At 36.7% G+C, this 23951-nt stretch carries 24 protein-coding genes and 6 tRNA genes; 3 read left to right on the forward strand and 27 right to left on the reverse strand.

The genetic code is table 11. The features are described 5' to 3' along the window. Nucleotides 1-77 precede the first annotated feature (77 nt). The 4 genes from AC6FXG_RS02835 to AC6FXG_RS02850 are packed head-to-tail and all read right to left on the reverse strand — an operon-like array spanning nucleotide 78 to nucleotide 3694. A complete protein-coding gene (locus AC6FXG_RS02835; protein WP_500571481.1) occupies nucleotides 78-1175 on the reverse strand; it encodes a metal ABC transporter permease in 1098 nt (365 codons plus the stop codon). Then, nucleotides 1168-2016, reverse strand: a complete 849-nt coding sequence (locus AC6FXG_RS02840; protein WP_500571509.1) for a metal ABC transporter permease — start codon at nucleotides 2014-2016, stop codon at nucleotides 1168-1170. The genes AC6FXG_RS02835 and AC6FXG_RS02840 overlap by 8 nt, the downstream gene beginning before the upstream one ends. A 33-nt stretch (nucleotides 2017-2049) precedes the next feature. After that, nucleotides 2050-2772, reverse strand: coding sequence for a metal ABC transporter ATP-binding protein (locus tag AC6FXG_RS02845; protein ID WP_500571482.1), 723 nt, complete (start codon nucleotides 2770-2772; stop codon nucleotides 2050-2052). Nucleotides 2773-2779: 7 nt separating this feature from the next. Continuing rightward, nucleotides 2780-3694, reverse strand: coding sequence for a metal ABC transporter solute-binding protein, Zn/Mn family (locus AC6FXG_RS02850; protein ID WP_500571483.1), 915 nt, complete (start codon nucleotides 3692-3694; stop codon nucleotides 2780-2782). 313 nt (nucleotides 3695-4007) lie between these two features. Between AC6FXG_RS02850 and AC6FXG_RS02855 the strand changes: the two genes are divergently transcribed. The 3 genes from AC6FXG_RS02855 to AC6FXG_RS02865 all read left to right on the forward strand — a co-directional run bounded on the left by AC6FXG_RS02855 (nucleotide 4008) and on the right by AC6FXG_RS02865 (nucleotide 7209). Beyond that, nucleotides 4008-4880 (forward strand): YitT family protein, encoded by an 873-nt coding sequence (locus tag AC6FXG_RS02855; RefSeq protein ID WP_500571484.1) that lies wholly within the window; start codon nucleotides 4008-4010, stop codon nucleotides 4878-4880. 140 nt (nucleotides 4881-5020) lie between these two features. Next, nucleotides 5021-5893 carry a YitT family protein gene (locus AC6FXG_RS02860; RefSeq protein WP_500571485.1) on the forward strand — a complete coding sequence of 291 codons (873 nt, stop codon included), beginning with the start codon at nucleotides 5021-5023 and terminating at the stop codon, nucleotides 5891-5893. Continuing rightward, the gene (locus AC6FXG_RS02865) at nucleotides 5893-7209 is read left to right on the forward strand and encodes a bifunctional folylpolyglutamate synthase/dihydrofolate synthase (protein ID WP_500571486.1); all 1317 of its coding nucleotides are present in this window, start codon (nucleotides 5893-5895) and stop codon (nucleotides 7207-7209) included. Before AC6FXG_RS02860 ends, AC6FXG_RS02865 begins: the two co-directional genes overlap by 1 nt. Here AC6FXG_RS02865 and AC6FXG_RS02870 read toward each other — a convergent pair. From AC6FXG_RS02870 to AC6FXG_RS02980, 23 genes are all read right to left on the reverse strand, one after another. Beyond that, complete coding sequence (locus AC6FXG_RS02870) at nucleotides 7206-7652, reverse strand: hypothetical protein (RefSeq protein ID WP_500571487.1); 447 nt, start codon at nucleotides 7650-7652, stop codon at nucleotides 7206-7208. The two genes, AC6FXG_RS02865 and AC6FXG_RS02870, sit on opposite strands and share 4 nt — an antisense overlap. A 155-nt stretch (nucleotides 7653-7807) precedes the next feature. Further along, on the reverse strand, nucleotides 7808-9106 hold the full coding sequence (locus AC6FXG_RS02875; RefSeq protein ID WP_500571488.1) for an NCS2 family permease: 1299 nt from the start codon (nucleotides 9104-9106) through the stop codon (nucleotides 7808-7810). A 19-nt stretch (nucleotides 9107-9125) separates the two neighbouring features. Next, entirely contained in the window at nucleotides 9126-10655 is a 1530-nt protein-coding gene (gene purH, locus AC6FXG_RS02880) for a bifunctional phosphoribosylaminoimidazolecarboxamide formyltransferase/IMP cyclohydrolase (protein ID WP_500571489.1), read from the reverse strand. Further along, entirely contained in the window at nucleotides 10652-11212 is a 561-nt protein-coding gene (purN, locus tag AC6FXG_RS02885) for a phosphoribosylglycinamide formyltransferase (protein ID WP_500571490.1), read from the reverse strand. The genes purH and purN overlap by 4 nt, the downstream gene beginning before the upstream one ends. Continuing rightward, entirely contained in the window at nucleotides 11191-12222 is a 1032-nt protein-coding gene (purM, locus tag AC6FXG_RS02890) for a phosphoribosylformylglycinamidine cyclo-ligase (protein ID WP_500571491.1), read from the reverse strand. The genes purN and purM overlap by 22 nt, the downstream gene beginning before the upstream one ends. A 10-nt stretch (nucleotides 12223-12232) precedes the next feature. After that, nucleotides 12233-13573, reverse strand: coding sequence for an amidophosphoribosyltransferase (gene purF / locus AC6FXG_RS02895; protein WP_075573421.1), 1341 nt, complete (start codon nucleotides 13571-13573; stop codon nucleotides 12233-12235). Next, nucleotides 13574-14053, reverse strand: coding sequence for a 5-(carboxyamino)imidazole ribonucleotide mutase (gene purE / locus AC6FXG_RS02900; protein WP_075573420.1), 480 nt, complete (start codon nucleotides 14051-14053; stop codon nucleotides 13574-13576). It abuts the gene before it with no gap. A 178-nt stretch (nucleotides 14054-14231) separates the two neighbouring features. After that, entirely contained in the window at nucleotides 14232-15167 is a 936-nt protein-coding gene (locus AC6FXG_RS02905) for a stalk domain-containing protein (protein ID WP_500571492.1), read from the reverse strand. A gap of 97 nt (nucleotides 15168-15264) precedes the next feature. Beyond that, a complete protein-coding gene (locus tag AC6FXG_RS02910) occupies nucleotides 15265-16164 on the reverse strand; it encodes a YitT family protein (protein WP_500571493.1) in 900 nt (299 codons plus the stop codon). A gap of 45 nt (nucleotides 16165-16209) precedes the next feature. After that, a complete protein-coding gene (gcvPB, locus tag AC6FXG_RS02915; RefSeq protein WP_500571494.1) occupies nucleotides 16210-17670 on the reverse strand; it encodes an aminomethyl-transferring glycine dehydrogenase subunit GcvPB in 1461 nt (486 codons plus the stop codon). Next, nucleotides 17670-19007: an aminomethyl-transferring glycine dehydrogenase subunit GcvPA gene (gcvPA, locus tag AC6FXG_RS02920; RefSeq protein ID WP_500571495.1), complete on the reverse strand. Its 1338-nt coding sequence runs from the start codon at nucleotides 19005-19007 to the stop codon at nucleotides 17670-17672. The genes gcvPB and gcvPA overlap by 1 nt, the downstream gene beginning before the upstream one ends. 3 nt (nucleotides 19008-19010) lie before the next feature. Beyond that, on the reverse strand, nucleotides 19011-19394 hold the full coding sequence (gene gcvH / locus AC6FXG_RS02925) for a glycine cleavage system protein GcvH (RefSeq protein ID WP_075573415.1): 384 nt from the start codon (nucleotides 19392-19394) through the stop codon (nucleotides 19011-19013). A gap of 26 nt (nucleotides 19395-19420) precedes the next feature. Beyond that, entirely contained in the window at nucleotides 19421-20533 is a 1113-nt protein-coding gene (gcvT, locus tag AC6FXG_RS02930; RefSeq protein ID WP_500571496.1) for a glycine cleavage system aminomethyltransferase GcvT, read from the reverse strand. A gap of 610 nt (nucleotides 20534-21143) precedes the next feature. Then, nucleotides 21144-21524, reverse strand: coding sequence for a 30S ribosomal protein S9 (gene rpsI, locus AC6FXG_RS02935; RefSeq protein WP_075573413.1), 381 nt, complete (start codon nucleotides 21522-21524; stop codon nucleotides 21144-21146). Next, nucleotides 21524-21967 (reverse strand): 50S ribosomal protein L13, encoded by a 444-nt coding sequence (gene rplM, locus AC6FXG_RS02940; protein ID WP_500571497.1) that lies wholly within the window; start codon nucleotides 21965-21967, stop codon nucleotides 21524-21526. Before rplM ends, rpsI begins: the two co-directional genes overlap by 1 nt. 291 nt (nucleotides 21968-22258) lie before the next feature. Beyond that, nucleotides 22259-22741: an NUDIX hydrolase gene (locus AC6FXG_RS02945; protein WP_500571498.1), complete on the reverse strand. Its 483-nt coding sequence runs from the start codon at nucleotides 22739-22741 to the stop codon at nucleotides 22259-22261. A 286-nt stretch (nucleotides 22742-23027) separates the two neighbouring features. Then, the gene (gene rpsT / locus AC6FXG_RS02950; protein WP_075573410.1) at nucleotides 23028-23297 is read right to left on the reverse strand and encodes a 30S ribosomal protein S20; all 270 of its coding nucleotides are present in this window, start codon (nucleotides 23295-23297) and stop codon (nucleotides 23028-23030) included. A gap of 94 nt (nucleotides 23298-23391) precedes the next feature. After that, nucleotides 23392-23468, reverse strand: a tRNA-Arg gene (locus AC6FXG_RS02955). 3 nt (nucleotides 23469-23471) lie between these two features. Beyond that, nucleotides 23472-23548 (reverse strand) — tRNA-Arg (locus AC6FXG_RS02960). A gap of 3 nt (nucleotides 23549-23551) precedes the next feature. Beyond that, nucleotides 23552-23625, reverse strand: a tRNA-Gly gene (locus tag AC6FXG_RS02965). Between the two features lie 28 nt (nucleotides 23626-23653). Further along, nucleotides 23654-23728 (reverse strand) — tRNA-Gly (locus tag AC6FXG_RS02970). 6 nt (nucleotides 23729-23734) lie between these two features. Beyond that, nucleotides 23735-23820: transfer RNA gene (locus AC6FXG_RS02975), tRNA-Tyr, on the reverse strand. Between the two features lie 5 nt (nucleotides 23821-23825). Further along, nucleotides 23826-23902: transfer RNA gene (locus AC6FXG_RS02980), tRNA-Asp, on the reverse strand. Nucleotides 23903-23951 lie beyond the last annotated feature (49 nt).

Here is a 23951-nt window from a genome sequence, read left to right on the forward strand (position 1 = left end):
TCTTTTCATTTATTTAAAAATAAATTTTCTAAAGCTAATCTAAGGCAAATAAAAAACTCCGGCCATCCGGAGTTTATTTAAATTCCATTTCTCTTTTCAATTTCTCTAAAATATTCTATCCCCTTATCTGTAAGCGAATAAAATTCATCAGCTTGAATTATATTTTTATCCATCAACCTATCTATGGTCTCATTCATGGTATTTAAATTCATCTTTAAATGATCTTGAATTGTGTTTACACCAAGTTCAATATTTTGGTTATCATGACCCATGTGGTTTTGTATGTGAATAAGCACGAGTACTTCGTTCAAATAATCCAACTGCTTTTTGCGGTTTAAAAGCTTGGTCATAAGACCTCCAGGCTTTATTATATGGCAGATAATATAGGTTAGCATGCCTATAAGAGCCGTGGTACCAGCTATATTAATATTTAAATTGTAGCCTAGATAAACTCCTAAACTTACGTTAATAAAAGCTATTAAAATTGTAAGCAGTATTGAATCTCTGAGATCTTTGGTTAGTAGAATTGCCGAAGCGGCAGGCGCTACCATAAATGAAATTACCAAGATGCTTCCCACAGAGTTAAAGGCGATAACTGAGTTCAGACTGACCAAGGTCATGGTCATATAGTGGATAAAGGCTGCTGAAAAACCAGATATGATTGCAAATCCAGTATCAAAGGCAGTAACCTTTAGCTCTTTGAAAAATACCATTATAAAGAGAAAATTTACTGTCAATACAATTAGCGCCATCTTTAAGGCAAGGGGCATATCAATTCCTAAAAACACAGTTCTGTTGAACTTGCTCATTAGAATTTCCCCCATAAGGACTCCATCAACACATAGATGAGTGTTCTTTAAAAAGCTGCTCATTATTATAACCCCAAGGGAAAATAATAATGGGAATACAATTCCAAGGGCCGAGTCTTCGTTGATTCTGCCAGACTTTAATAAGAGCTCAACCAATACAACTGTAAGCAAACCTGCAAGCACAGCTCCAATGATTAAAATCGGACTGTTAAAGTCTCTAGAAATCAAAAATCCAACAACTATACCCAAAAGTACTGAGTGGCTAATGCCGTCTGCCGTCATAGAGAGATTTCTAAGGACTAAAAATGTTCCAATAATCGAAAGAGCGATTGCAGTTATTAGCATTGTTAAATAAATCTCAAACATTTTTAATCGCCTTCCTTCTAATAGCAGTCTTTACAACTCCCCACCTGCCAAAAATTATTGAAATAATTGCAATAAAACTCATGGCAAGAACAATGGCAGGTCCAGTTGAAACTCCGGCATAGAGACTTGAAAATACCGTTCCAATAAAACTCGATAGGCCACCTACCAAAGCGGCAATCAAAACCACCGCATTGTATCTTTTGCTCCACTGCATAGCAGCAACTACTGGTGCTATTAGCATGGATGAAATCAAAATTGATCCCACGACCTTTAAGCCAGCGGCAATAATAGCAACCATGGTAATAGTTATAAGAGTATCTATAATTTTATTGTTAAAACCAGAGACTTCCATGAACTGGGCATCAAACACATAGATTTTTATTTCCTTGTAAAACATGGTCATAACGAGCATTGATACAAGGCTCACACCAAAGATCAACCAGAGATCTTGCTTGGTTATAAAGGCTGCTTGGCCAAAAATATAATTTGCAAGCCCGCTTTGAGATGCTCCCTGATAAGATTGATTACCTTGGATATAACTATTGAGTGCCATACCAAGGCCAAAAAATCCTGAGAGAACAACAGCAAGACTCGTATCCGTCTTGTGGGTCTCAACCTTTGCAATCCTTTGAATAATCATATAAGCTAATAATCCACTAAAGACTGCTCCCAGCAAAAGTACATAAGGCGACCTTGTGGAAAAAACCATAAAGGCAAGAACGATGCCAGGAAAACTTGAATGGCCAATAGCATCTCCTATCAAACTTTTTTTGTTTAGGACTGTTATTGTACCAATCATCGCCGAGGCTATGCCAAGTAGAGTTGTACCAATGGCAACCATAACAAAGAGGTGGTTGGTAAATAAGTCTTTCACTTAATCACGCCCCTTCTTGTATGCTATTTGCAAATTTTCTTCTGTAAATGCTTGGTCCATTGATCCATAAGCAATGACCCTTCTATTTATAATAACAAGGTGGTCAAAATATTCTTTAATTGTATTTAAATCGTGATGGACTGCTACTATAGTCTTGCCATTTTTCTGGAAGTCTTTAATGGTATCCATAATAATCTTTTCTGTTGTCATATCTACACCTGCAAGGGGCTCATCCATAAAATAGATTTGAGCGTCGCTACAAATTGCACGAGCCAAAAACACTCTCTGCCTTTGGCCTCCAGATAATTCCGATATCTGCCTGTTTTTGTATTCGTACATGCCCATTTTATTTAGGGCTTCCTTTGCGATTTCCATATCTTTTTTACCAGGTCTTTTGATCCAGCCCAAACTTTTATAGCGGCCCATAAGGACCACGTCTAAAACATTGGTTGGAAAATCCCAATTGACACTAGCTGTTTGAGGTATATATGCAATATGCTTTCTCGCATCCTTTGGGCTTTTACCCATAATCTTAACTTCACCGGCCAAGGGCTCTATAAGTCCCAAAATTCCCTTTAGAAATGTCGACTTACCAGCTCCATTTGGTCCAATAATAGCCGTCCTTGTGTTATTCATAATCTCAACATCCGCATCCCATACAACTGGGTTTTCGTTGTAAGCTAAAGTTAAATCTTCAACGTCTATAATTATTTCATCCTTCATTAGTCACCTACTTTAAGTTGTTTACGATCAAATCAATATTGTGTTTGTACATGTCAATATAGTTGTCGCCTTTTTTACCCTCCGTTGCCAAGCTGTCAGAAAACAATTCATTGCCTTCGCCTTGAACTACAAAGACATCAAAACCCTTTTTCAAAACAGAAGCTCTTAAGGCCTCCATCCTCTTAGGGTCCGTTGTGCTCTCTGCAAAAATTGCCTTGATTTTGTGTTCATAGATAAAGTTTGCAGTTTCATCCATGTCCTTAACCCCAACTTCTGTTTCGGTTGAAACACCTTGTGGAGCTATGACAGGAATATTATAATGCCTTGACATATAATTAAATGCATCATGTGGAGTTACGATATATCTTGATTCAACCGGTATTTCATCAAGTCTTTCTCTATTATAATCATCTAGCTTATCAAGCTCTACTAGATATTCATCACAATTCTTTTGAAAGTCCTCAGCTCTTTCTGGAAGAAGTTTTTTTAATTCCTCACAAGCTGTAAGAGTCGCTTTCTTATAAAGGGAAATATCAAACCAAAAATGCGGGTCTAGCTTTGTCTCATCTCCATCGATAGTTCCTATCTCTTGGTCTGTAAAATCTTTTGATACTGGAACTCCAACTGACTCAAGGGCTTCATTCATCTTACCTTCAAAGTATAAACCGTGATACAAAACAAGGTCAGCTCTCTCAAGCTTTTTAGAATCCTCTGGCTTCATCAAATATAAGTGTGGGTCTTCTCCAGCAGGAATAATCAAAACCCTCTCTACACTATCACCTGCAATGACCTTTACCATATCATAAAGAAATGAAGTCGTAACAGTAACTACCTTTTTGTCACTGGCAAAGTTTTCTGTCTTTGGGCCGCACCCTGTAAGAATTAACGCTATTAATAAAATAAAAATTAAAGTTTTTTTCATAAAATCTCCTTGTCTAATTAATAATTTTTATCAATTAAGATAAACTTATCTTATCATATAAATAAATTTATGTCAAGCTAAAAAATTGTTTTGTACTTTATCCACCCATATTAATTCTACATCTTTTTAGGCCTTTTACAAATTTAACAATCCCCCACTTTTATTTTTGCAAGTTTGCCGAGGCTATTATTTCTATTTTGATTAATGCTTGCAGTTCCTTGCTTTTATATGATAAACCTCTATTGCTAATTTATGTTTATTTTTGTTTTTGTGCTATAATTGTATCAGTTTATTTTTTAAGGAGGTTTGACATATGGATGTAACTGTAAAATCAAAAAGAACCACGACCACCAAGGAGATTGTACTTATTACTATTGGGGTTTTAATGGTGGCTGTGGCTATTCATTTTTTCCTAGTTCCAAGTAATTTAACTACTGGTGGAGCTGGTGGACTTGCAATTGTTCTTGCCCACTACCTGCCCTTTGATGTTGGTCCAATATATACAGCTTTAAATATTATTTTGTTTTTAGTTGGGCTGGTATTTATTGGCAAAGACTTCGGTCTGAAAACTGTTATCGTTACCCTTTCATTGTCAGGAGTTGTTTGGCTTTTGGAAATTCTTTATCCAAACCCTGCTCCACTCTCGGACAACTTATTTTTAATTGTGTTTTTAGGAACTATTATCCAGGGTGCTGGAGTCGGAATCGTTTTAAACCAATACACATCAACAGGCGGCACAGATATTATCGCCAAGATTTTTCAAAAATTCTTTGGCCTAAACCTAAGTATTGGTTGCTTTATAGCTGACTTTGTCGTAGTTGTCCTAGCTGGAATTGCCTTTGGTTTTGAGCTCATGCTCTACTCAGTTGTCGGTGTTTTAATAAACTCAGCCCTAATCGACATTGTAATTGATGGATTAAACTCATCCAAGCTTTGCTATATTAACACCTCCAAGGTACCAGAAGTCTGTGAATTTATTATCAAAGACTTGGACAGGTCTGCCAACCTTTTAAACAGTCGCGGTGCTTATTCTCAACAGGAATTTCAATTAATTCTAACAGCCATTAACAACCGCGAGTTTATGAGGCTAAAGGAATTTGTTCACTCAATTGATCCCAAGGCCTTTGTTGTCGTTTCAAGTGCCAACGAAGTTCTAGGTGAAAAATGGAGAAAGTTTATCGGATAAGATAAAAGATAAAATAATTTTGCCAGGTAAGTTTTTTTACCTGGCATTTTCTTTTTTCTGCTAAATTTATAGCAGTAATTTATGTATTTGTTCTTTTTTGTGTTATAATATTTTCAGTTTGTTTTTTAGGAGGTATATTAATGAATAAAAATTTAAATAATAAAAAATCTACTAGTCTTAAGGAACTATCGCTAATAAGCTTAGGCATTATAATGGTTGCAACGGCTGTCCATTTCTTTTTGGTTCCCAGCAACCTTACCACAGGTGGTGCCGGCGGTCTTGCAATCGTCCTTGCCCACTACCTACCCTTTAATGTTGGTCCAATTTATACAGTATTAAATATAATTTTATTTGCAGTCGGTTTAATATTTGTCGGCAAGAGTTTTGGGGTCAAGACTATTATCGTAGGCATGACCTTGTCCGCTGTGGTCTGGCTCTTTGAAATTATTTTCCCAAATCCAAAGCCGCTTTCAGATAATTTAATTTTGATCTTACTAGTCGGCACAATTCTCCAAGGCGCTGGCGTTGGCCTGGTCCTTAACCAATATACTTCTACTGGTGGCACTGATATTATCGCCAAAATCCTACAAAAATACTTTGGTCTAAACTTAAGCATTGGCTGCTTTATAACAGATATGATTGTGGTAATTATGGCTGGTTTGGCCTTTGGCACAGAGCTTATGCTCTATTCATTTATTGGTGTTCTTATCAACTCGGTTTTAATAAATACTGTAATTGATGGACTAAACTCATCCAAGATGTGCTTTATAAATACATCAAAAGTCGATGAAGTCTCTGACTTTATTATAAATGACCTACACAGGAGTGCAAACTTAATTCCAAGCGAAGGTGCATACACCCACGAGAAGCGCAAGATGATTTTGACAGCAATAAACAATCGTGAGTACATGCAATTAAAGGCCTATGTACATTCAATCGACCCTAAAGCCTTTGTTTTAGTCTCAAGTACAAATGAAGTACTAGGAGAAAAATGGAGGAGGTTTATAGGATAATGACTTACAAGGAAAAAATTCATAAAATTTTTGCAAGCGAAAAATCTTTTTCAAAAGAGGAAATCAATAAAATTATTGATCATCTTGAGTCACGAGCTGGAAACCCTCCCGACCGTGAGCTAAATAGGATGAGGGCTGCCCTTGGTCTTTTGGATTTACAGCCAATAAAAGTTGTAAATATAGTTGGCACCAATGGCAAGGGTACTGTATCCAAGGCAATTTTTGACTGCTTAAATGATTTTGGCATGCGGGCTGGCCTCTACACCTCCCCTCATCTAGTTTCCTACAATGAAAGAATTCTTACAAGCGACGGGGAAATTCCTGATAATATATTTTATGCCTTGATTGACTTAATATCCGAACTTGAAGCAGAAATTAAGAACGAATATGGCGACTTCACTTACTTTGGAGTTCTAACATTAGTTGCAAATATTTATTTTGCCAATAAAAATCTGGATTTTGTAGTCTTAGAAGCCGGAGTTGGCGGTAGATGCGACGCCACAAAAGTTCTTGGTCAAAGCATTTTATCTGTAATCACTTCCCTGTCCATCGACCACATATCTGCCCTGGGTAATACTATCGAATCGATTGCCTGGCACAAGGCTGGTATTATGAAGGATAAGACATGTTCTATAACTTTAAACAAGGGCCTGGCCCATGATGTTATAAGCGAAGAAGCCTCCAAACTAAATAACTTTAAACTTTATGATTACAAAGATTTTATCTTGCCAGATAATATTCCTGTTAAGGGAGAATTTAAAGTAACTTTTGAAAATAAAAGTGTAAGAATAAATCCCAAGCAATTTGGCCTGATCAGGGGCGAAAACTTCCCCCTCGCCTATGCGGCTATTATAAAAATCCTGGAGTATTTTAATATTGATGTCGATACAAATCTAGAAAAAATTGCAAATTCTCTTTCCAATTCCCAGTGGAAGGGTCGGATGCAAGTAATAGGCACAGATCCTCTGATAATACTAGATGGAGCCCATAATGTTGACGCCATAGAAAAACTATTTATGTCTATAGAAGGTGTTGACCACAAGAGACTGATTACAATAATCGCAATTATGGACCGGAAAAACCACCAAGACATGACCAAGTTTATGAGGTCCAAATCAGACTTACTCATCGTCACATCAAACGGTGACTCCAACAGCACCAGCATTGATATCTTGTCCAAAGAGTCCGACGCAGACCAGGCCTTTGAAGATGTTGATCATGCCCTAGCTTACGCCAAAAAAATAGCAAACCCTGATGATTTAATTCTCATCGCAGGTTCGCTATACTTGGTCGGTGAAGTTTTAAAGTTAATCTAAAAAGATAACATAGATATAAAATTAAAAACGTAGACGTATAATATATATGAAATTATAATGGTGGTTAGTAAAAACCAGGCCATGCTTATATATTGTGGGAGTCTGCGTTTTTTTCTTATAATAAAATCAACCACAGTTAAAAGAGCATTTAGCCAATACAAGCCACAGTTAAATATAAGCAAAATTTTCATCAGGTCGTACCCTATTATACCTTTGAGGAAAATCCAGGTGAAAAACCAGGCCAAAAGTAAGGACACAAAGCTAATTACTATATGGATTGGTCTAATCCATCTCTTATATGCAATAATGACATTGCAAGCAACAAAATAAACGACTCCAGTAAGTATTAAAATCTTCTTGCTCTTTACCAAAATTGCAACTAAAAACATAATTACCGTAAGCACAGCCAAGGCTATCAGCGGTGCATAATCTCTCTTTTTCATATTACCTCCAATATTTAAATTATACATTATTTTATTTTATTAATCAATCGGCCACTTGGCCTTTAAATTTTAAAACAAATTTATTTTTCAAATAAAAAACGGACCTGGTCTTGCACACCTAGGTCCATTTTGTTTTAAATATTTTATTAAAAACTTTATAAGAAAATATATCTTAAGACAAATAGGATAGAAAGTATCCACATAAGTATAGATACGTCCTTTGCCTTGCCTGTAAAGCTTTTAACGATTGTGTAGGAAATAATACCAAATACAATACCTTCTGCAATTGAATATGCAAATGGCATCATGGCGATTGCTAGAAATGCAGGTACTGCTTCTGTTAAATCATGCCAATCAATCTCTCCTACTTGGCCCATCATAAATACACCAACGATAATGAGGGCTGGCGCTGTTGCAGCTCCAGGAATAATTGCAAATAGAGGAGCAATAAATAGAGCGAGCAAGAACATAATAGCTGTTGTAAGTGATGTTAGACCTGTTCTACCACCTTCTGCAACACCAGCTGAGCTTTCAACAAAAGTTGTAACTGTTGATGTGCCCATGCAAGCGCCGAAAATTGTACCTATAGAGTCCGCTGTTAGCGCTTGAGAGACTCTTTCAAGTTTACCGTCTTTATCAAGCATGCCTGACTTTGAAGCAACGCCTGCTAAAGTTCCGACTGTGTCGAAAATATCTACAAACAAGAATGTTGCAACTACGATCCAAAATTCTTTGGTCATAATTTGATCAAAGCCAACAAACTTAAAGGCAACATTGCTAAGTGATGGTGGCAAGCTAAAGATTTGAAAACTTTCTGGAAGTTCAGTAACTCCTAGTGGGATGCCAATAATTGTGGAAGCAATAATACCGATTAAGAGAGCTCCCTTAACATTTCTTGCATATAGGATTGAAATAATTAACAAACCACAAATCGCAACTATAGCTGGATTTTCAGTTAATTTACCAAGTCCAACTAGTGTTGCTTCATTGCCGACAATAATTCCAGCATTGTGCAAACCGATAAGAGCAATAAACAAACCAATACCTGCAGAAACGGCTTTCTTTAATGATAGTGGAATTAAATCAAAAATTGCTTCCCTTGCTTTTAATAAGCTAAGAATAATAAATATAAATCCTTCTACAAGTACTGCTGTAAGTGCAAATTGCCAATCATAACCTAGCCCCAAACAAACTGTAAATGCAAAATAAGCGTTTAGTCCCATTCCTGGTGCTAGTGCAAATGGATATTTTGCATAGAGAGCCATAATAATTGTGGCCACACCAGCTGATAGAGCTGTTGCAGTAAATACTCCGCCTGCATCCATGCCAGCTGCTCCCAAGAGCATTGGGTTAACAGCTAGGATGTAGGCCATTGTCATAAATGTTGTAAGACCTGCAATAATCTCGGTCTTGACATCTGTGCCATGTTCTTTTAATTTAAAAAACTTTTCCATACCTTCTCCTTTTTATATATTAATGTTTAAAATGACGCTTACCTGAGAATAAAAGTGCAAGTTCTAATTCATCAGCAGCGTTGATAGTGTCTTTATCTTTGATGCTTCCGCCTGGCTCAACAATAGCCTTGACCCCGTGCTTAGCCAAGAGTCTAATGCAATCGTCAAATGGGAAGAAACCATCTGAAGCAAGGACTGCTCCATTTGCCTTGTCTCCCGCTTGTTTAAGTGCAGCTTCAACAGCAAAGAACCTATTTACATTGCCCAGACCAATACCAACTGTGGCCCCGTCCTTAGCGAGGACAACAGCATTTGATTTTGCAAATTTAACAGCCTTTAAGGCAAATTTAATATCTTCAAGTTCCTTATCAGTAGGTTGAACCTTACTCATAACTGTTAGCTTGCAATCTTCAGCCATATCTCTTTCTTGGATAATCATGGTTCCTGGTACAATCTTCATATCCATACCATCTTTTGGACCGTCAACTATTTCAGGAATTTCAATTAGCCTTAAGTATTTCTTGCTTGTTAAAACTTCTAGAGCTTCCTCGCTAAAGCTTGGCGCAATAATTACTTCAAGGAAAATCTTGACCATTTCTTCGGCAGTTTCCTTGTCTATTTCGCGATTAGATGCAATAATTCCACCAAAGATTGATGATGTGTCACATGCGTAGGCCTTTAAATAAGCTTCTTTAATGGTATCAGCCTCAGCTACTCCGCATGGATTTGTATGTTTAACTGCAACGATTGCTGGCTTTTCATAAAAGAGTTTTACCATTTCAACAGCTGCACTAGCATCATAGATATTATTGAAGCTTAACTCTTTGCCGTGAAGGACTTTTCCTTGGCAAATGCCTCCCACTTCGCCATTATACATATTGTATCTAAAAGCTTTTTGATGTGGGTTTTCGCCATATCTTAGCTCGTGTTCCTTGTGGAAAGGAATAGTTAAGAGATCTGGGAATTCGTCATCCATTTTTTCGTTAAAGTATTTGGCAATCCAAGCGTCATAATTAGCTGTTAGGTTAAAAGCCTTCTTTGCAAGATACATCCTGGTTTCTGGCTTTGTGTCGCCACGTTCTTTTAATTCTTCAATAACTCTTTCAAAATCGCTGTTGTCGACGATAATATTTGTATATTTAAAATTCTTTGCAGCGGCCCTAATCATACTTGGTCCACCGATGTCAATTTTTTCTACGATTTCATCATCGCTTGCATCTGAAAGATATGTGTTTACAAATGGATATAGGCTGTTTACAACTATATCAATTGGTTGAGCGCCAAGTTCTTTTAATTCATTAACGTCTTTTGTATTTTCGCGTCTATACAAGATACCTGCATGAACCTTTGGATGAAGAGTCTTTACTCTTCCATCAAAACATTCATGAAAACCAGTGTACTCACTGACGTCCATAGCTTCAATGCCCTTGTCGTGAAGATATTTTAATGTTCCGCCTGTGGATAAAATTCCATAACCTAAATTAATAAGTTCTTTGGCAAAGTCTTCAATCCCATTCTTATCATAGCATGAAAATAATGCTAGCTTCATTTGTCTCCTCCATTTCTAATAAATTCATTAATAGCCATACTGTAAAGCTTATGCTCAGTAGTTAAAACCCTTGCTGCAATTTCCTCAGCAGTCTTTAATCCTTCAATAGATATAAAGGACTTCATAATTATTGGCCCTGTATCTATGCCGGTGTCTACTATATGTACACTTGCACCAGAATACTTGTCATTAGCCTCTAAAACCATCCTGTGAACATTTATGCCATGACATCCCTTTCCCCCGTATTTAGGTAAGAGCGACGGATGTATATTTAAAATTGGAGGGGCCGACTTAACAAAATCGCTTGGAAGAATTTTTAAAAAACCAGCCAGGATAATAAAATCAATTTGTTTTTCTTTTATGATATCAGCAATGTTTTTAAAAAAATCGCTTGCAATTAACTCAGCTTGGAGTCCTAGATTTTTTGCCCTATCAATTCCACCGCATTTACGGTCGGCATATACGCCCACAATATCTATATTTTTTACATTTCTGGCGATGGATTCCATATTGGATCCACCGCCTGAAATTAAAATTATAACCCTTTTATTATGCATTTGTCTCCTTGACCTTTTTCGATTTCTCCAAGTACAACCGGCATTTCACCAGCAGATTTTAGAGCTTCTAAAGCTGCATCCTTGTCATCCTTGGCGACAGCAAATATAAAGCCTATGCCCATGTTAAAAGTCGAATACATTTCTTTTGTATTAATGTCGGCCCATTCTTGTAAGAGATCAAAAATTGCAGGCTTTTTAATATCCTTTGTATCAATTTCTGCTAAAAGTCCATCAGGAATCATCCTAGGAATATTTTCATAGAAACCGCCACCTGTAATATGGCACATGCCGTGGATTTTAACCTTATCTTTTAAAGCAAAAACTGCATCTTTATAAATTCTGGTTGGAGTCAAAAGCTCTTCCTTAAGAGGCTTATCAAGTCCATCATAGACCTTATCCAAATCTGCCTTTGAAACATCAAATACAATCTTTCTAACTAAGGAATAGCCGTTGGAGTGAATACCTGATGATTGAAGCCCGATTAAAACATCCCCTTCGCTAACTGCGTCATTTGTGATAATTTCATCTTCTTCTACGCAGCCAACTGCAAAACCTGCAATATCATATTCGTCTTCGCTATAAAAACCTGGCATCTCTGCTGTTTCACCGCCTATTAAAGCAGCTCCAGCTTGAACGCAACCATCGGCAACGCCCTTTACGATTTCAGTCATCTTTTCTGGAATTAGTTTACCTGTTGCAATGTAATCCAAAAAGAATAAAGGTTCGGCACCTTGGCATAAAATATCGTTAACGCACATAGCAACAGCGTCAATACCTATTGTGTCGTGCTTATCGCATAGGAAAGCAAATTTTAACTTGGTTCCAACACCATCTGTACCACTTACGAGCACTGGATTTTTGTAATTATTTAATTTAAATAATCCGCTAAAACCACCAATGCCACCCATGACTCCATCACGGTTTGTCCTTTGGATGTGCTCCTTAATCATTTGAACTTGACGATAGCCCTGCTCCTTGTCAACGCCTGCATCTTTGTAAGATAATGTCATACAATCCTCCTTATATTGTCCCTTCTGGGAATACTCCTGTAAAACAAGCCTCGGTAAATTCTCTGCCTCCAAGAGCTTTGTACAGCCCATCTGTAGATATAAATTCCAAACTATCGGCACCAATTATATCTCTAATTTCATCTTTTGTATGGTTAGCTGCAATTAGCTCAGCCTTGGTAGGTGTGTTCATAACCAAATTGGATGAATACTTAACCATTGGGCTTCCAATCCTCAAATGAATTTCCTTGACGCCTACATCTCTTAGCATTTTAACAGTCCTCTTCATAGTTGTGCCCCTTACGATAGAGTCATCAACCAAAACTATCCTCTTGCCTTCGATATACTCCCTAAGTGGATTTAATTTAATTCTAACAGCTAGCTCACGCATTTCTTGAGTTGGCTGAATAAAGGTCCTGCCTACATATCTGTTTTTTATAATGCCCTCTGTATATTTAATGCCGGACTCTTCCGCATAACCAATAGCAAAGCTAATTCCACTATCAGGAGCCCCAACAACTAGGTCTGCGTCTACTGGAGATTCTTGGGCCAAAATCTTTCCTGCATTTCTCCTGACCGAGTAAATTGATTTGCCATCAATATATGAGTCAGGTCTTGCTATATAGACCATCTCAAAAACTCCAAGCTTCCTTCTAGATGGATCGCCTTTTTGAACTACTTCTATGCCATTTTCGTTAATTCTAATAATTTCACCTGGATCAACGTCTCTGACAAATTCTGCACCTATTGAATCAAAGGCACAAGTTTCACTTGCGACCAGATATTTATCATTGAGCTTGCCAATTGAAAGTGGCTTTATTCCGTAAAAATCTCTAATTGCATAAAGACTTTCATTGGCCATAACTATAATAGAATAGGATCCCTTTAACATCTTAACAGTGTCTAATATGGATTGTTCAATATTTTCCTTGGTATTTTTTGCTAGCAAGGTCGCTATAACTTCTGTATCTAAGAAAGATTGAAACATATAACCTTGGTTTTGCAAGTCTTCTTTTAATTGAGGAGCGTTTGAAATATGCCCATCGTGGACAATACCCAAGGCCCCTTGCCTGTATCCAGCAACTATTGGTTGCAAATAAGGGTAGTCAAGCCCCTCATCCTTGGCAGCCATTCTTACATGTCCAATGGCGATATTGCCAGCCAATCTTTCCATAATATCCTTAGGAAAAACGTCATTAACCAAACCCTGTGACTTATGATAATCTATAAGACCATTGTTATAGCAAGCAATCCCTGCAGATTCTTGGCCCCTGTGTTGGAGGGCGTAGAGCATATAATAAATATACTCTTTTGCGCTACTATTTTTTGAATAAACACCAGCTACACCGCTCATTTATTTGCCTAGCTCCTCATTCATTTCTACTACTTGGTCCTTTAGCTCTTGTCTATAGGCTTGAAGTTTATTAACGAGTTCAGGGTATTTCAAGGATAGCATTGAAACTGCAAGTAGACCTGCATTTTCTCCCCCGTCAATTGCAACTGTCGCAACTGGAATTCCCTTTGGCATTTGTACAACTGAGAAGAGTGAATCAAGCCCACCCATTACAGATGTTTTGCCTGGAACACCGATTACTGGCACAGTTGTAATTGCAGCTACAACACCTGCTAGGTGAGCAGCCTTTCCTGCAATGGCAATAATTGCATCAATGCCATTTTCTCTAGCTGTTGATGCAAATTCAATGGCTCTTTCTGGAGTCCTGTGGGCAGAAATAACTTCACAATGTGTTTCAATTCCAAACTTATCTAAAATCTTCTTTGCCCTTTCCATTACATCTCTGTCGCTAATGCTTCCCATAATAATTGCTACTTTCATAATGACCTCCTATATTACATAAAAAATTGACAAAATGTCCATTAAAAACACAAAACCCAGACGGGTAGGGAAAACCTACCCGTCTGGGTTTTTATCCCTACGGTGTGGAAGTGCCAACTAGGCACTTCTTGCATCGCTTGGTCCTTTGATAAATCACGGTTCCCTAGATGCACTTATCCTAACGCTCGAACAAAAATTCTCCATATTTTGAAGAAAAATGCTCTAACTCATATAATTTAAAATATTTATTTATCGTTTTATTTTGCTCTGAGTTTTTATATATTACCAGAGCATCTTTTACTATATACATCTTAAAATCTTCAATTCTAAAGTCGTAGTCATCATCCAAATTCATCTTCTCCTTTAGGAACTTATTGGATGAATTTGTGTCCACTATAATATCTTTAAAATCAATCTTCTTTTGGTTCTTTATATCAAAGTTCAGAGAATCAAAAAAGTATTTTGAATCCTCCCCACTAATCAGATCGCCTTTAAAGATTACGCTTACAACTTTTGAATTAGAAATTGCAATGTCATACAAAAGATTAACTTGGTCAAACCTGTATTCTTCTTTTATGCGTTCTATATATTTTTCTATTTCTCTATTTACGAATTCGTACTTTTTAGAAGTAAAGGCTGGGTAAGCAATTGTAACATCACTTGTGCCAGAATTTTCATATTTTATAATCGATTCACTGGACCTGGAAATTATACCATCAATCTTTTTTCTAAGATAAACAGTATCGCCTATAATAAAAGTATCATATTCCAAGACCTGAGTGAAAAAAGTATTAGGCACATAACAAACCCCGTCATTGTAAACTGGAGTTGTGTAAATCTTTTTCAGTTCGTCATACCTGTCCCTGTATTCATCCTTGTTTACTATGAGAGATGCTCTAATCAAGCCTTTTTTAACGGTTATCCTACCGTCTCTATACCAGGTTACATTGTAACCCAAAGCTTCCATAGTCTCTCTTAAAGGAAGCATAAAGAGCGTATCATTGCTAACGGAATCCACAATGTAGGGCTTTTCTTTAAAGTCATGATTTATAATACCCTTCATTCTAACAAGGTCTTTTTCTTTTGCCTGAACTGGCAAAACTAAAAAACACATAAGAACAATTATTAAAGAGTATTTAAATAATTTTTTCATTGTGAATCCGAACCCCTTTCTAAGGTAATTGTAACATAAAAACAGTAAAATTAAAAGTCTAATCCCAAATATTTTTCCAGTGCCAACCAAAAACCTGGTGGGCATTTGTAACAACCATAAAGACCTTATCGTCTATTTGGTGAATAAAAGTTCTGAGCCTTATCAGGTCACGGTTATTGATTACAGTCTGTATAATTTCCCTATCTGTGTTTGAGTAGGCACCTTTTGCCTTGTAGACAGTGGCACTTCTTCCAATTGAGATTAAAAATTCACAGATCTTTTCCGGTTGAGAAGTAGTTATATAACAAAGCTTACCAACATTTAGGCCATCGATTGTATAGTCAACAATAAGACCTGTTAAAATAACACCAACCAGGCAGAATAAAGCAATTTCTAATCCGTAGTTAAAGCCAACAATCATAGTTATGATAAAGTCTGTTAGTAAGCATCCCTTTCCTAAGTCTAAGCCTAAAAATTTATTTAAAATTTTGGCAATGATGTCACTGCCACCTGTGGAGGCGTTTTGGTTTAAAACAATACCAACCCCCGCCCCGTATAAAATACAGGCAACTATTAATGACAAGAACATATTATCGACTATAGGCCCTTGAAGCGGAATTAAAACGTCCAAAAGCCATACCAGAGCTGATAAGCCAAGGGAAGCAATAACTGTGAGCACTCCAAATTTATTGCCAATAAATATGAATCCCATTATAAATAAAAATATGTTAGCCACAATTAAAAGTGGTGGAGCCGATATACCAGTTAACTTACTCAAGATAAGGGCAATACCTGTTGCGCCTCCAAGTGATAAGTCGTTAGGAAGTAAAAAGAAATGAATTGCAATAGCAATCATAATTACTCCTATTACAATTAATATAGCCTGCTTAACAGTGGTCTGCGGCTTTATATTTCTAAGGCGTTTAACCTTTTCCTTATTTAAATCCAATTCCTTCATACTTTCCTCCATTATGTAAGGCGACTTAAAAAGCCGCCTATAATTTTACCAAGCGTGTTTAACGATTGGGTTTCTAGCAGCCTGTGTTTCATCAGGTCTGCAAATATCTGTATTGTGTGGAGCTTCTTTGAGCTCTTGTGGATTTTCCTTTGCAACCTTTGCAATGTCTAACATTGCTCCTGCAAATGCATCCAGTGTTTCTAGAGATTCAGTTTCTGTAGGTTCAATCATAAGAGCCTCATCAACAATCAATGGGAAGTAAACTGTTGGTGGGTGGAAGCCTCTATCGATTAATCCCTTAGCAACATCAAGTGTTGTAACGCCTGACATTTCATGATCCTTGAGTCCTGCTAGAACAAATTCGTGTTTATAAGTTGTATCAATTGGTAGATTGTATTCGCCTTTTAATAGACTTGCCAGGTAGTTAGCGTTTAATACTGCTAATTCACTTGCTCTCTTAAGTCCATCAGAACCCATTGTCAAGCAGTATGTGTAACCTCTGACTAAGATTCCAAAGTGACCGTAGAAATCTTTCATCTTACCAATTGAGTTTTCCTTGTCGTAGTTTAAGAAGTATTTATCTCCATCTTTTTCGACAACTGGAACAGGTAGGAATTCTTTTAAGAAATCCTTGCATCCAACTGGGCCTGCACCTGGTCCGCCGCCACCGTGAGGTGTGGATAGGGTCTTGTGAACGTTAAAGTGGATAACGTCAAAGCCCATTTTACCAGGACGTGCCTTACCCATAATAGCGTTGGCGTTTGCACCGTCATAGTAGCAAAGTCCGCCAGCTTCGTGGATAATTGAAGTGATTTCCTTGATATGCTTATCAAATAGTCCTAAAGTATTTGGATTTGTAAGCATAAGTGCAGCTGTGTCTTCACCTACAGCAGCTCTTAGAGCATCTAGGTCAACCAGACCATTTTCATCAGATGGAACTTCAACTGGAGTATAACCTGCTACTGAAGAAGTAGCTGGGTTTGTACCGTGAGCTGAGTCAGGTACGATAACCTTGTTTCTCTTGAAGTCGCCTCTTGATTCGTGGTACTTTCTGATCAACATAATACCGGTGAGCTCACCTTGAGCACCAGCAGCTGGTTGGAGAGTAACTTCATCCATACCACTGATTTCAGCCAAAATCTTTTGGAAATTATACATAAGTTCAAGAGCGCCTTGGACTTGTCTTGAATCTTGGTAAGGGTGCAAACCAGCAAATCCTGGTAGTGCAGCCATTTCTTCATTTATCTTTGGATTGTACTTCATAGTACAGCTTCCTAGTGGATAGAAACCTGTATCTACTCCGTAGTTTTTGTTAGAAAGATTTGTGTAATGACGAACGATATCAACTTCGTTAACTTCTGGAAGCTTTGGGCATTTATCAGATAGATAATCAGCTGGAATAAAGTCCTTCAAATCTTTTTCTTCAACATCACAAGCTGGTAATTGGTATGCAGTTCTGCCTGGAGTTGAAACTTCGAAAATTAAACTATCATATTTTCTAAACATTATTTTACCTCCAAGTATTTAGCCAAAGCGTCCATTTCTTCTTTTGTACGCTTTTCAGTAACTGCAAACATAATTTCCTTATCCATGTCTTTAAAGAATCTATCTAGGGCTAAGCCACCAATAATATTCTTTTCATGGAGAGCATTGTATTGTTCTTCTTCGTTAATGCCTGTAACTACAAATTCTTTGAAGAAAGGTTGATCATATTTTAGCTTCAAGCCCTTCTTTTCTAATTCTTTTTGTAGGTAGTGAGCCTTTTGTGTGCAAAGTTCAGCAACGCGTCTTAGGCCTTGTTTGCCCATTACGCACATATAAATGCTGGCTGCCAAAGTATTTACACCTTGGTTAGAGCAAATATTTGAAGTTGCCTTGTCACGTCTAATGTGTTGCTCACGAGCTGTAAGTGTTAGTACGTAGCAGCGTTTACCATTGTGATCAACTGTTTGACCAACAATACGGCCTGGCATCTTTCTCATGAATTTTTCTTTTACTGCAAAGAAACCAAGAGATGGACCACCAAAGCTCATGTTAATGCCCATGGCTTGACCTTCACCTATAACAACATCTGCACCGTATTCTGAAGGTTTCTTCATGATACCAAGTGAAATAGGATCAACACTTACTACAAAGGATGTCTTCTTGCCTTTATGGGCAATTTCGCCAAGCTTCTTAGCATCTTCGATAATACCAAAGAAATTTGGATTTTGAACCATAACACAAGCTACATCATCGCTCATATTTTTTTCTAATTCTTCAGCATCTGTAACCCCATTTTTGTGTGGAATTGTTATAACTTCCAAACCTTGTGCGTGTGCATAGGTGTCTAAAACCATCCTAGCACTTGGATTCAAAGTTTCAGAAACGATAACTTTCTTTTTCTTTGAAACTGCAGCGCACATAATAGCTGCTTCAACAACTGCGTTTGAGTGGTCATAAACAGAAGCGTTTGCAACATCCATGCCAGTTAAATCGCAAATCATTGTTTGGAATTCATAAATATATTGTAGGGTACCTTGGCTTACTTCTGGTTGATATGGAGTGTATGAAGTGTAGAACTCCGATCTAGAAGTAATAGCTGGTATAATACTTGGAATATAGTGATCGTAAATTCCTGCACCTAAGAATGAAGGGATAAAAGCTGGTGTAAGGTTTTTAGCGGCCATTCCACCAACTATATTTCTAACTTCGATTTCTGATTTTGACTTATCGAAATTTAGATCTCCCTTTACCCTCATATCTTCAGGAATATCATTAAAAAGATCGTCAATAGACTTTACGCCTATTGTATCGAGCATCTTTTTAATATCACTTTCCGTATGGGAAAGGTATGGGTGCATTACTTATGCCTCCTCTGCTAGATATTTTTCGTATTCTTCAGCGTTCATTAGACCATCAGTAGCTGATGCATCTTCTAATTTCATTTTTACAACCCATGCGTCGTATGGTTTTTCATTTAATAGTTCAGGAGCATCTTCGAGTTCTTCGTTAACTTCTGTAACTACACCAGCCATAGGTGCAAATAAGTCACTTGCTGCCTTTGTTGATTCGATAGCTGCAACAGCATCTTCTACATCAAATTCATCGTCAACATCAGGTAATTCTACGTAAACGATTTCGCCTAGTTGATTTTGAGCATAGTCACATAGACCTACATATGCTTCTTCGCCTTCAATTTTGACCCATTCGTGGTCTTTTGTGTACATTAAATCTTTTTTTACTTCCATTTTAATCCTCCTATAATTTAATAAATTTATTTATTTTTATGATGGTCACCTCTAGCTTCTAAGAATTTCTTTGAAATAATCTTAGCTTCTACAGGTTTGTTCCTAACCATAACATCAAATGTGTTGCCAATACCCTTGTATTCGACATCAATTAAAGCGTTTCCAATTCTGGTTCCAAGAGTTGGTGATAGATAGCCTGTTGTAACATGGCCAATTTCTTTTCCATCTTTTTCAATCTTGTATCCTTCTCTAGGAATACCTCTGCCTACTAGTTCAAATCCAACCAAAACTTTCTTTGGATCTTCAGCAATCTTTAATAGAGCATCTCTGCCAATGTAATCGTTGTCAGATTTTCTATCAACAAAGTATTTAAAGCCTGATTCTACAGGATTTAATTCCTTTGAAATTTCATGTCCATATAATGGGAGTGAAGCTTCAAATCTTAAAGTATCTCTGCAGCCAAGTCCGCATGGTTTTAAGTCAACATCCTTGCCAGCTTCCAAAACTGCATCCCAAACTTTAACTATACCTTCGTTAGTTGTGTAGATTTCAAAACCATCTTCTCCGGTGTAGCCAGTTCTGGAAATCATACATTTAACTCCAGCAATTTCAACATCATCCTTGAAATAGAAGAACTTTATGGTATCTAAGTCAAGATCTGTAAGTTTTTGGACAACTTCTTGAGCCTTAGGGCCTTGAACAGCTACTTCGCCAGTTTCATTGCTGACATTTCTAACCTTTACATCAAAATCCTTGGATTGTTCTTTAATCCAATCAAAATCTTTGTCTACATTAGCAGCGTTAACTACTAGATAATACTTTTCATTGTTGTATTTATAGACTAAAAGATCATCTACAACACCACCATCTTCATAGCACATAAATGTGTATTGAATTTGATTGTCTTCTTGATTAATAATGTTATTGGTCATTAGGTAGTTAACAAATTTTTCAGCTTCTTTACCTTCAACCCAAATCTCACCCATGTGAGAAACGTCAAACATTCCGGCTCTTTCACGAACAGCGTTATGTTCGTCCTTTAGGCCTGTGTATTCAACAGGCAACATCCAGCCAGCGTAATCAACAACATTGCCGCCAAGCTCAACATGCTTTTCATAAAGCGGAGTCTTCATTGTCATAATACATACCTCCTTTATATTATTGGGACATCCTCATAACAGTCCTTATGTTTATTATACCCTAATAAAGTATAATATTCAACACATCCAGGCAAAATTCAATTATTAAAAAATAGAAATATCCTATTAAAAACTCTTATAACATAATTAAAGTAAGTAAAGATTTGTAAAAAACAAAGCTTTCAAAGAAAACTTACATAAAAATCAATTTGACTAAATCAAATTATCTTGTAAAATAAATTTTAAATATGAGCTACATTTAATAATTGTTTCGAGCAAACGAATTAAAAGATAAAGTTTGCCTAACACAATTACATTATAATCCACTTAGTTACTTACAGTTAAAGATAATTTTCCTTTCTGTATATAAGCAAATTAAAAAGCAAAAAATGCTTGTAAGTTTAATTTACAAGCTAAGTAATTTTGAAATATACAATTTACATAAATACAGGTCTCGACAAATCATTCAACAAGTTCGTGTTAGCTACGTGTTAGCTACCTGTTAGTTACCATCGTTTATTTCCCTTTATTTTAATGAATATTAAGCCAACAAAAAACCCTGCAAGCATTAAAGCTGCAGGGTTTATAATTTCTATATAAGCAATAAATACTATCTCTTTGAGAATTGTGTTGATTTTCTTGCCTTTTTGAAACCGTATTTCTTTCTTTCCTTCATTCTTGAATCTCTTGTCAAGAAACCAGCTTGTTTTAAAACTGGACGAAGGTCTGGTTCAGCAACTAACAAAGCACGGCTAACTGCGTGTCTTACAGCACCAGCTTGTCCGCTCTTTCCACCGCCATTAACAATAATTGTAATGTCGTATTTATCAAGAGTGTTTGTTAAATCAAGTGGGCTTTTTGCAAGTCTTCTGAGTGTTTCATATTCGAAATATTCGTTAACATCAAGACCGTTTACAACAAAATTTCCGTTGCCTTCTCTTAGAATAGCACGAGCTGTTGAAGTTTTTCTTCTACCATTTGCTTGATACATTATCTGCGACCTCCTTCAAATTCGTACTTTTCTGGCATTTGTGCCTCATGACCATGGTCTTCTCCTGAGTAAACACGGAGTTTTTTGATCATCTTTCTACCTAGGGCATTCTTTGGTAGCATACCCTTAACAGCTAACATTAAAGCCTTTTCAGGTGTTTCGTTCATCATTGTTTTGTAATCAACTGAACGAAGTCCTCCTGGGTATTCTGTGTGATAGTAATACTTCTTTTGATCTAGTTTCTTTCCTGTAAGAATCATCTTATCTACGTTTGTAACAATTACATAGTCTCCTGTATCAACATGTGGAGTGTAAGTTACCTTGTGTTTTCCACGAAGAAGTTTTGCAACCTCAGTAGCTAGACGACCTAGAACCATGCCATCGGCGTCAATTAATAGCCACTTGCGCTCTACTTCATGTGGTTTAGCCATATATGATTTCATAATTTCTTCTCCTTTTCGAGCAATATAGTGACGTTTAATAACGAGGTTTCCGGGTCCTCCTTAAAAAACAATACTCATGTATTATACATGTTTAACATTCATTTGTCAAGCATTTAAAACAAACAAATCTGCTTTTACAATAATATTTTTATTATATAAAATGAAAAATTAAAATTTTCATAAAACAAATTCACTTATCAAGTTTAAACCATCTTCATAAATCTTATTACAAATCAAAAATTTTATATTTTATAAACGAAATACATTGATCCTAAATTGATTATCTTAGAATCATAATATATTATCCTCATCGAGTCGATTAAAGGATTTAATACCCTTGCTGTCATAAAAAAACTCCATATCGGGAAACTTTTCTCCATAAATAGCCTTTTGTATAAACAAAACATCGCTCTCCCAATGAGGCTTCCCTATAAACTCTCCAAAACTTAGCCAATGTAGACTTCCCTCGTCACACTCTTTTAACTCACCAGAATAATCGTCTGAATAATAAACATACATATTTTCAAAATAATCTTCATTTAAATAATATTTAACAAGACCACAAAAATTAACTGACTCCAGCTTGAGACCCGTCTCTTCATAGACTTCTCGTATAACGCACTCATGTGGACTCTCATCCTCTTCAATTTTTCCTCCAATACCGATAAACTTTGCATGGTTAAAATCGTTTTTCTTCTTGTTTCTTTCAAGAAATAATGTTTTTCCATCAGATCTTTTAATATAACAAACTGTATAAGATTGCTTTAAATACATAAGCCACTCCCTTTAATTATGAAATTCTTAAAATCATACCACTAAAATCAATACTAATCTTTGCTAAATAAAGTTAGAATTTATAGATCTTTATTTTTACATAACAATTAACAATATCGCACGCATTATCAGTAATCCAAATCCGTTCTTCTAAGACTCTAAAAATAAGTTAGAAGGTTTTTTAAGCTTTTAATTGTTATAATGAATACTAAATCGTTCATCAATTAGCTAACCAAGCATATATAAAATATAATAAAAAAGGACTTATATAAAGTCCTATAAGTTCTTATTTTGAAGCTGCAACATTAAGCTTTCTGTGTAGCTGTGACATCTTCCTTGAAACATTGTTCTTGTGAAGGAGGTTTCTTTGTTCAGCTTTCTTGAGCTTCTTATCGATAAGTTTTAAAACTTGTTCTGCTTCAGCATAATTTTCTGCATCAATAAGTTGATCAAACTTCTTAATGTAAGTTTTAATTTCACTCTTTCTTCTCTTGTTTACCAAAGTTTTCTTTTCAATAACGCGAATTTTCTTTTCAGCTGCTTTAATATTAGCCATTTTTCACCTCCAAATAATAGATATATTATACAAAATATAATGTAAAAAGTCAAGCAAAAGCTCAGAATAAAACCACCTCACTGGGTGGTTTTACTGGCGCGGCACAGAGGAATCGAACCCCTGACCTTTTGATTCGTAGTCAAACACTCTATCCAGCTGAGCTAGTGCCGCATATGGCGCGGCTAGGAGGATTCGAACCCCCGGCACACGGATTAGAAGTCCGTTGCTCTATCCTACTGAGCTATAGCCGCAAATGGAGCGGGTGAAGGGGATCGAACCCTCGCAACCAGCTTGGAAGGCTGGGGCTCTACCACTGAGCTACACCCGCAAAGTTTGAATTTATAATTATAAAAAATTGGAGCGGAAGACGAGATTCGAACTCGCGACCCTCGCCTTGGCAAGGCGATGCTCTACCACTGAGCCACTTCCGCATAAACTGGTGGAGGAGAGTGGATTTGAACCACTGAAAGCTAAGCTAACGGATTTACAGTCCGTCCCCTTTGGCCAACTTGGGTACTCCTCCATAAATGGCGACCCGGAACGGACTCGAACCGTCGACCTCCAGCGTGACAGGCTGGCATTCTAACCAACTGAACTACCGGGCCTCATGCTTTCACATATATGCTTATGCATATACCTCCTATTAAATTTTAT

This window comes from Ezakiella massiliensis, from assembly GCF_059862345.1.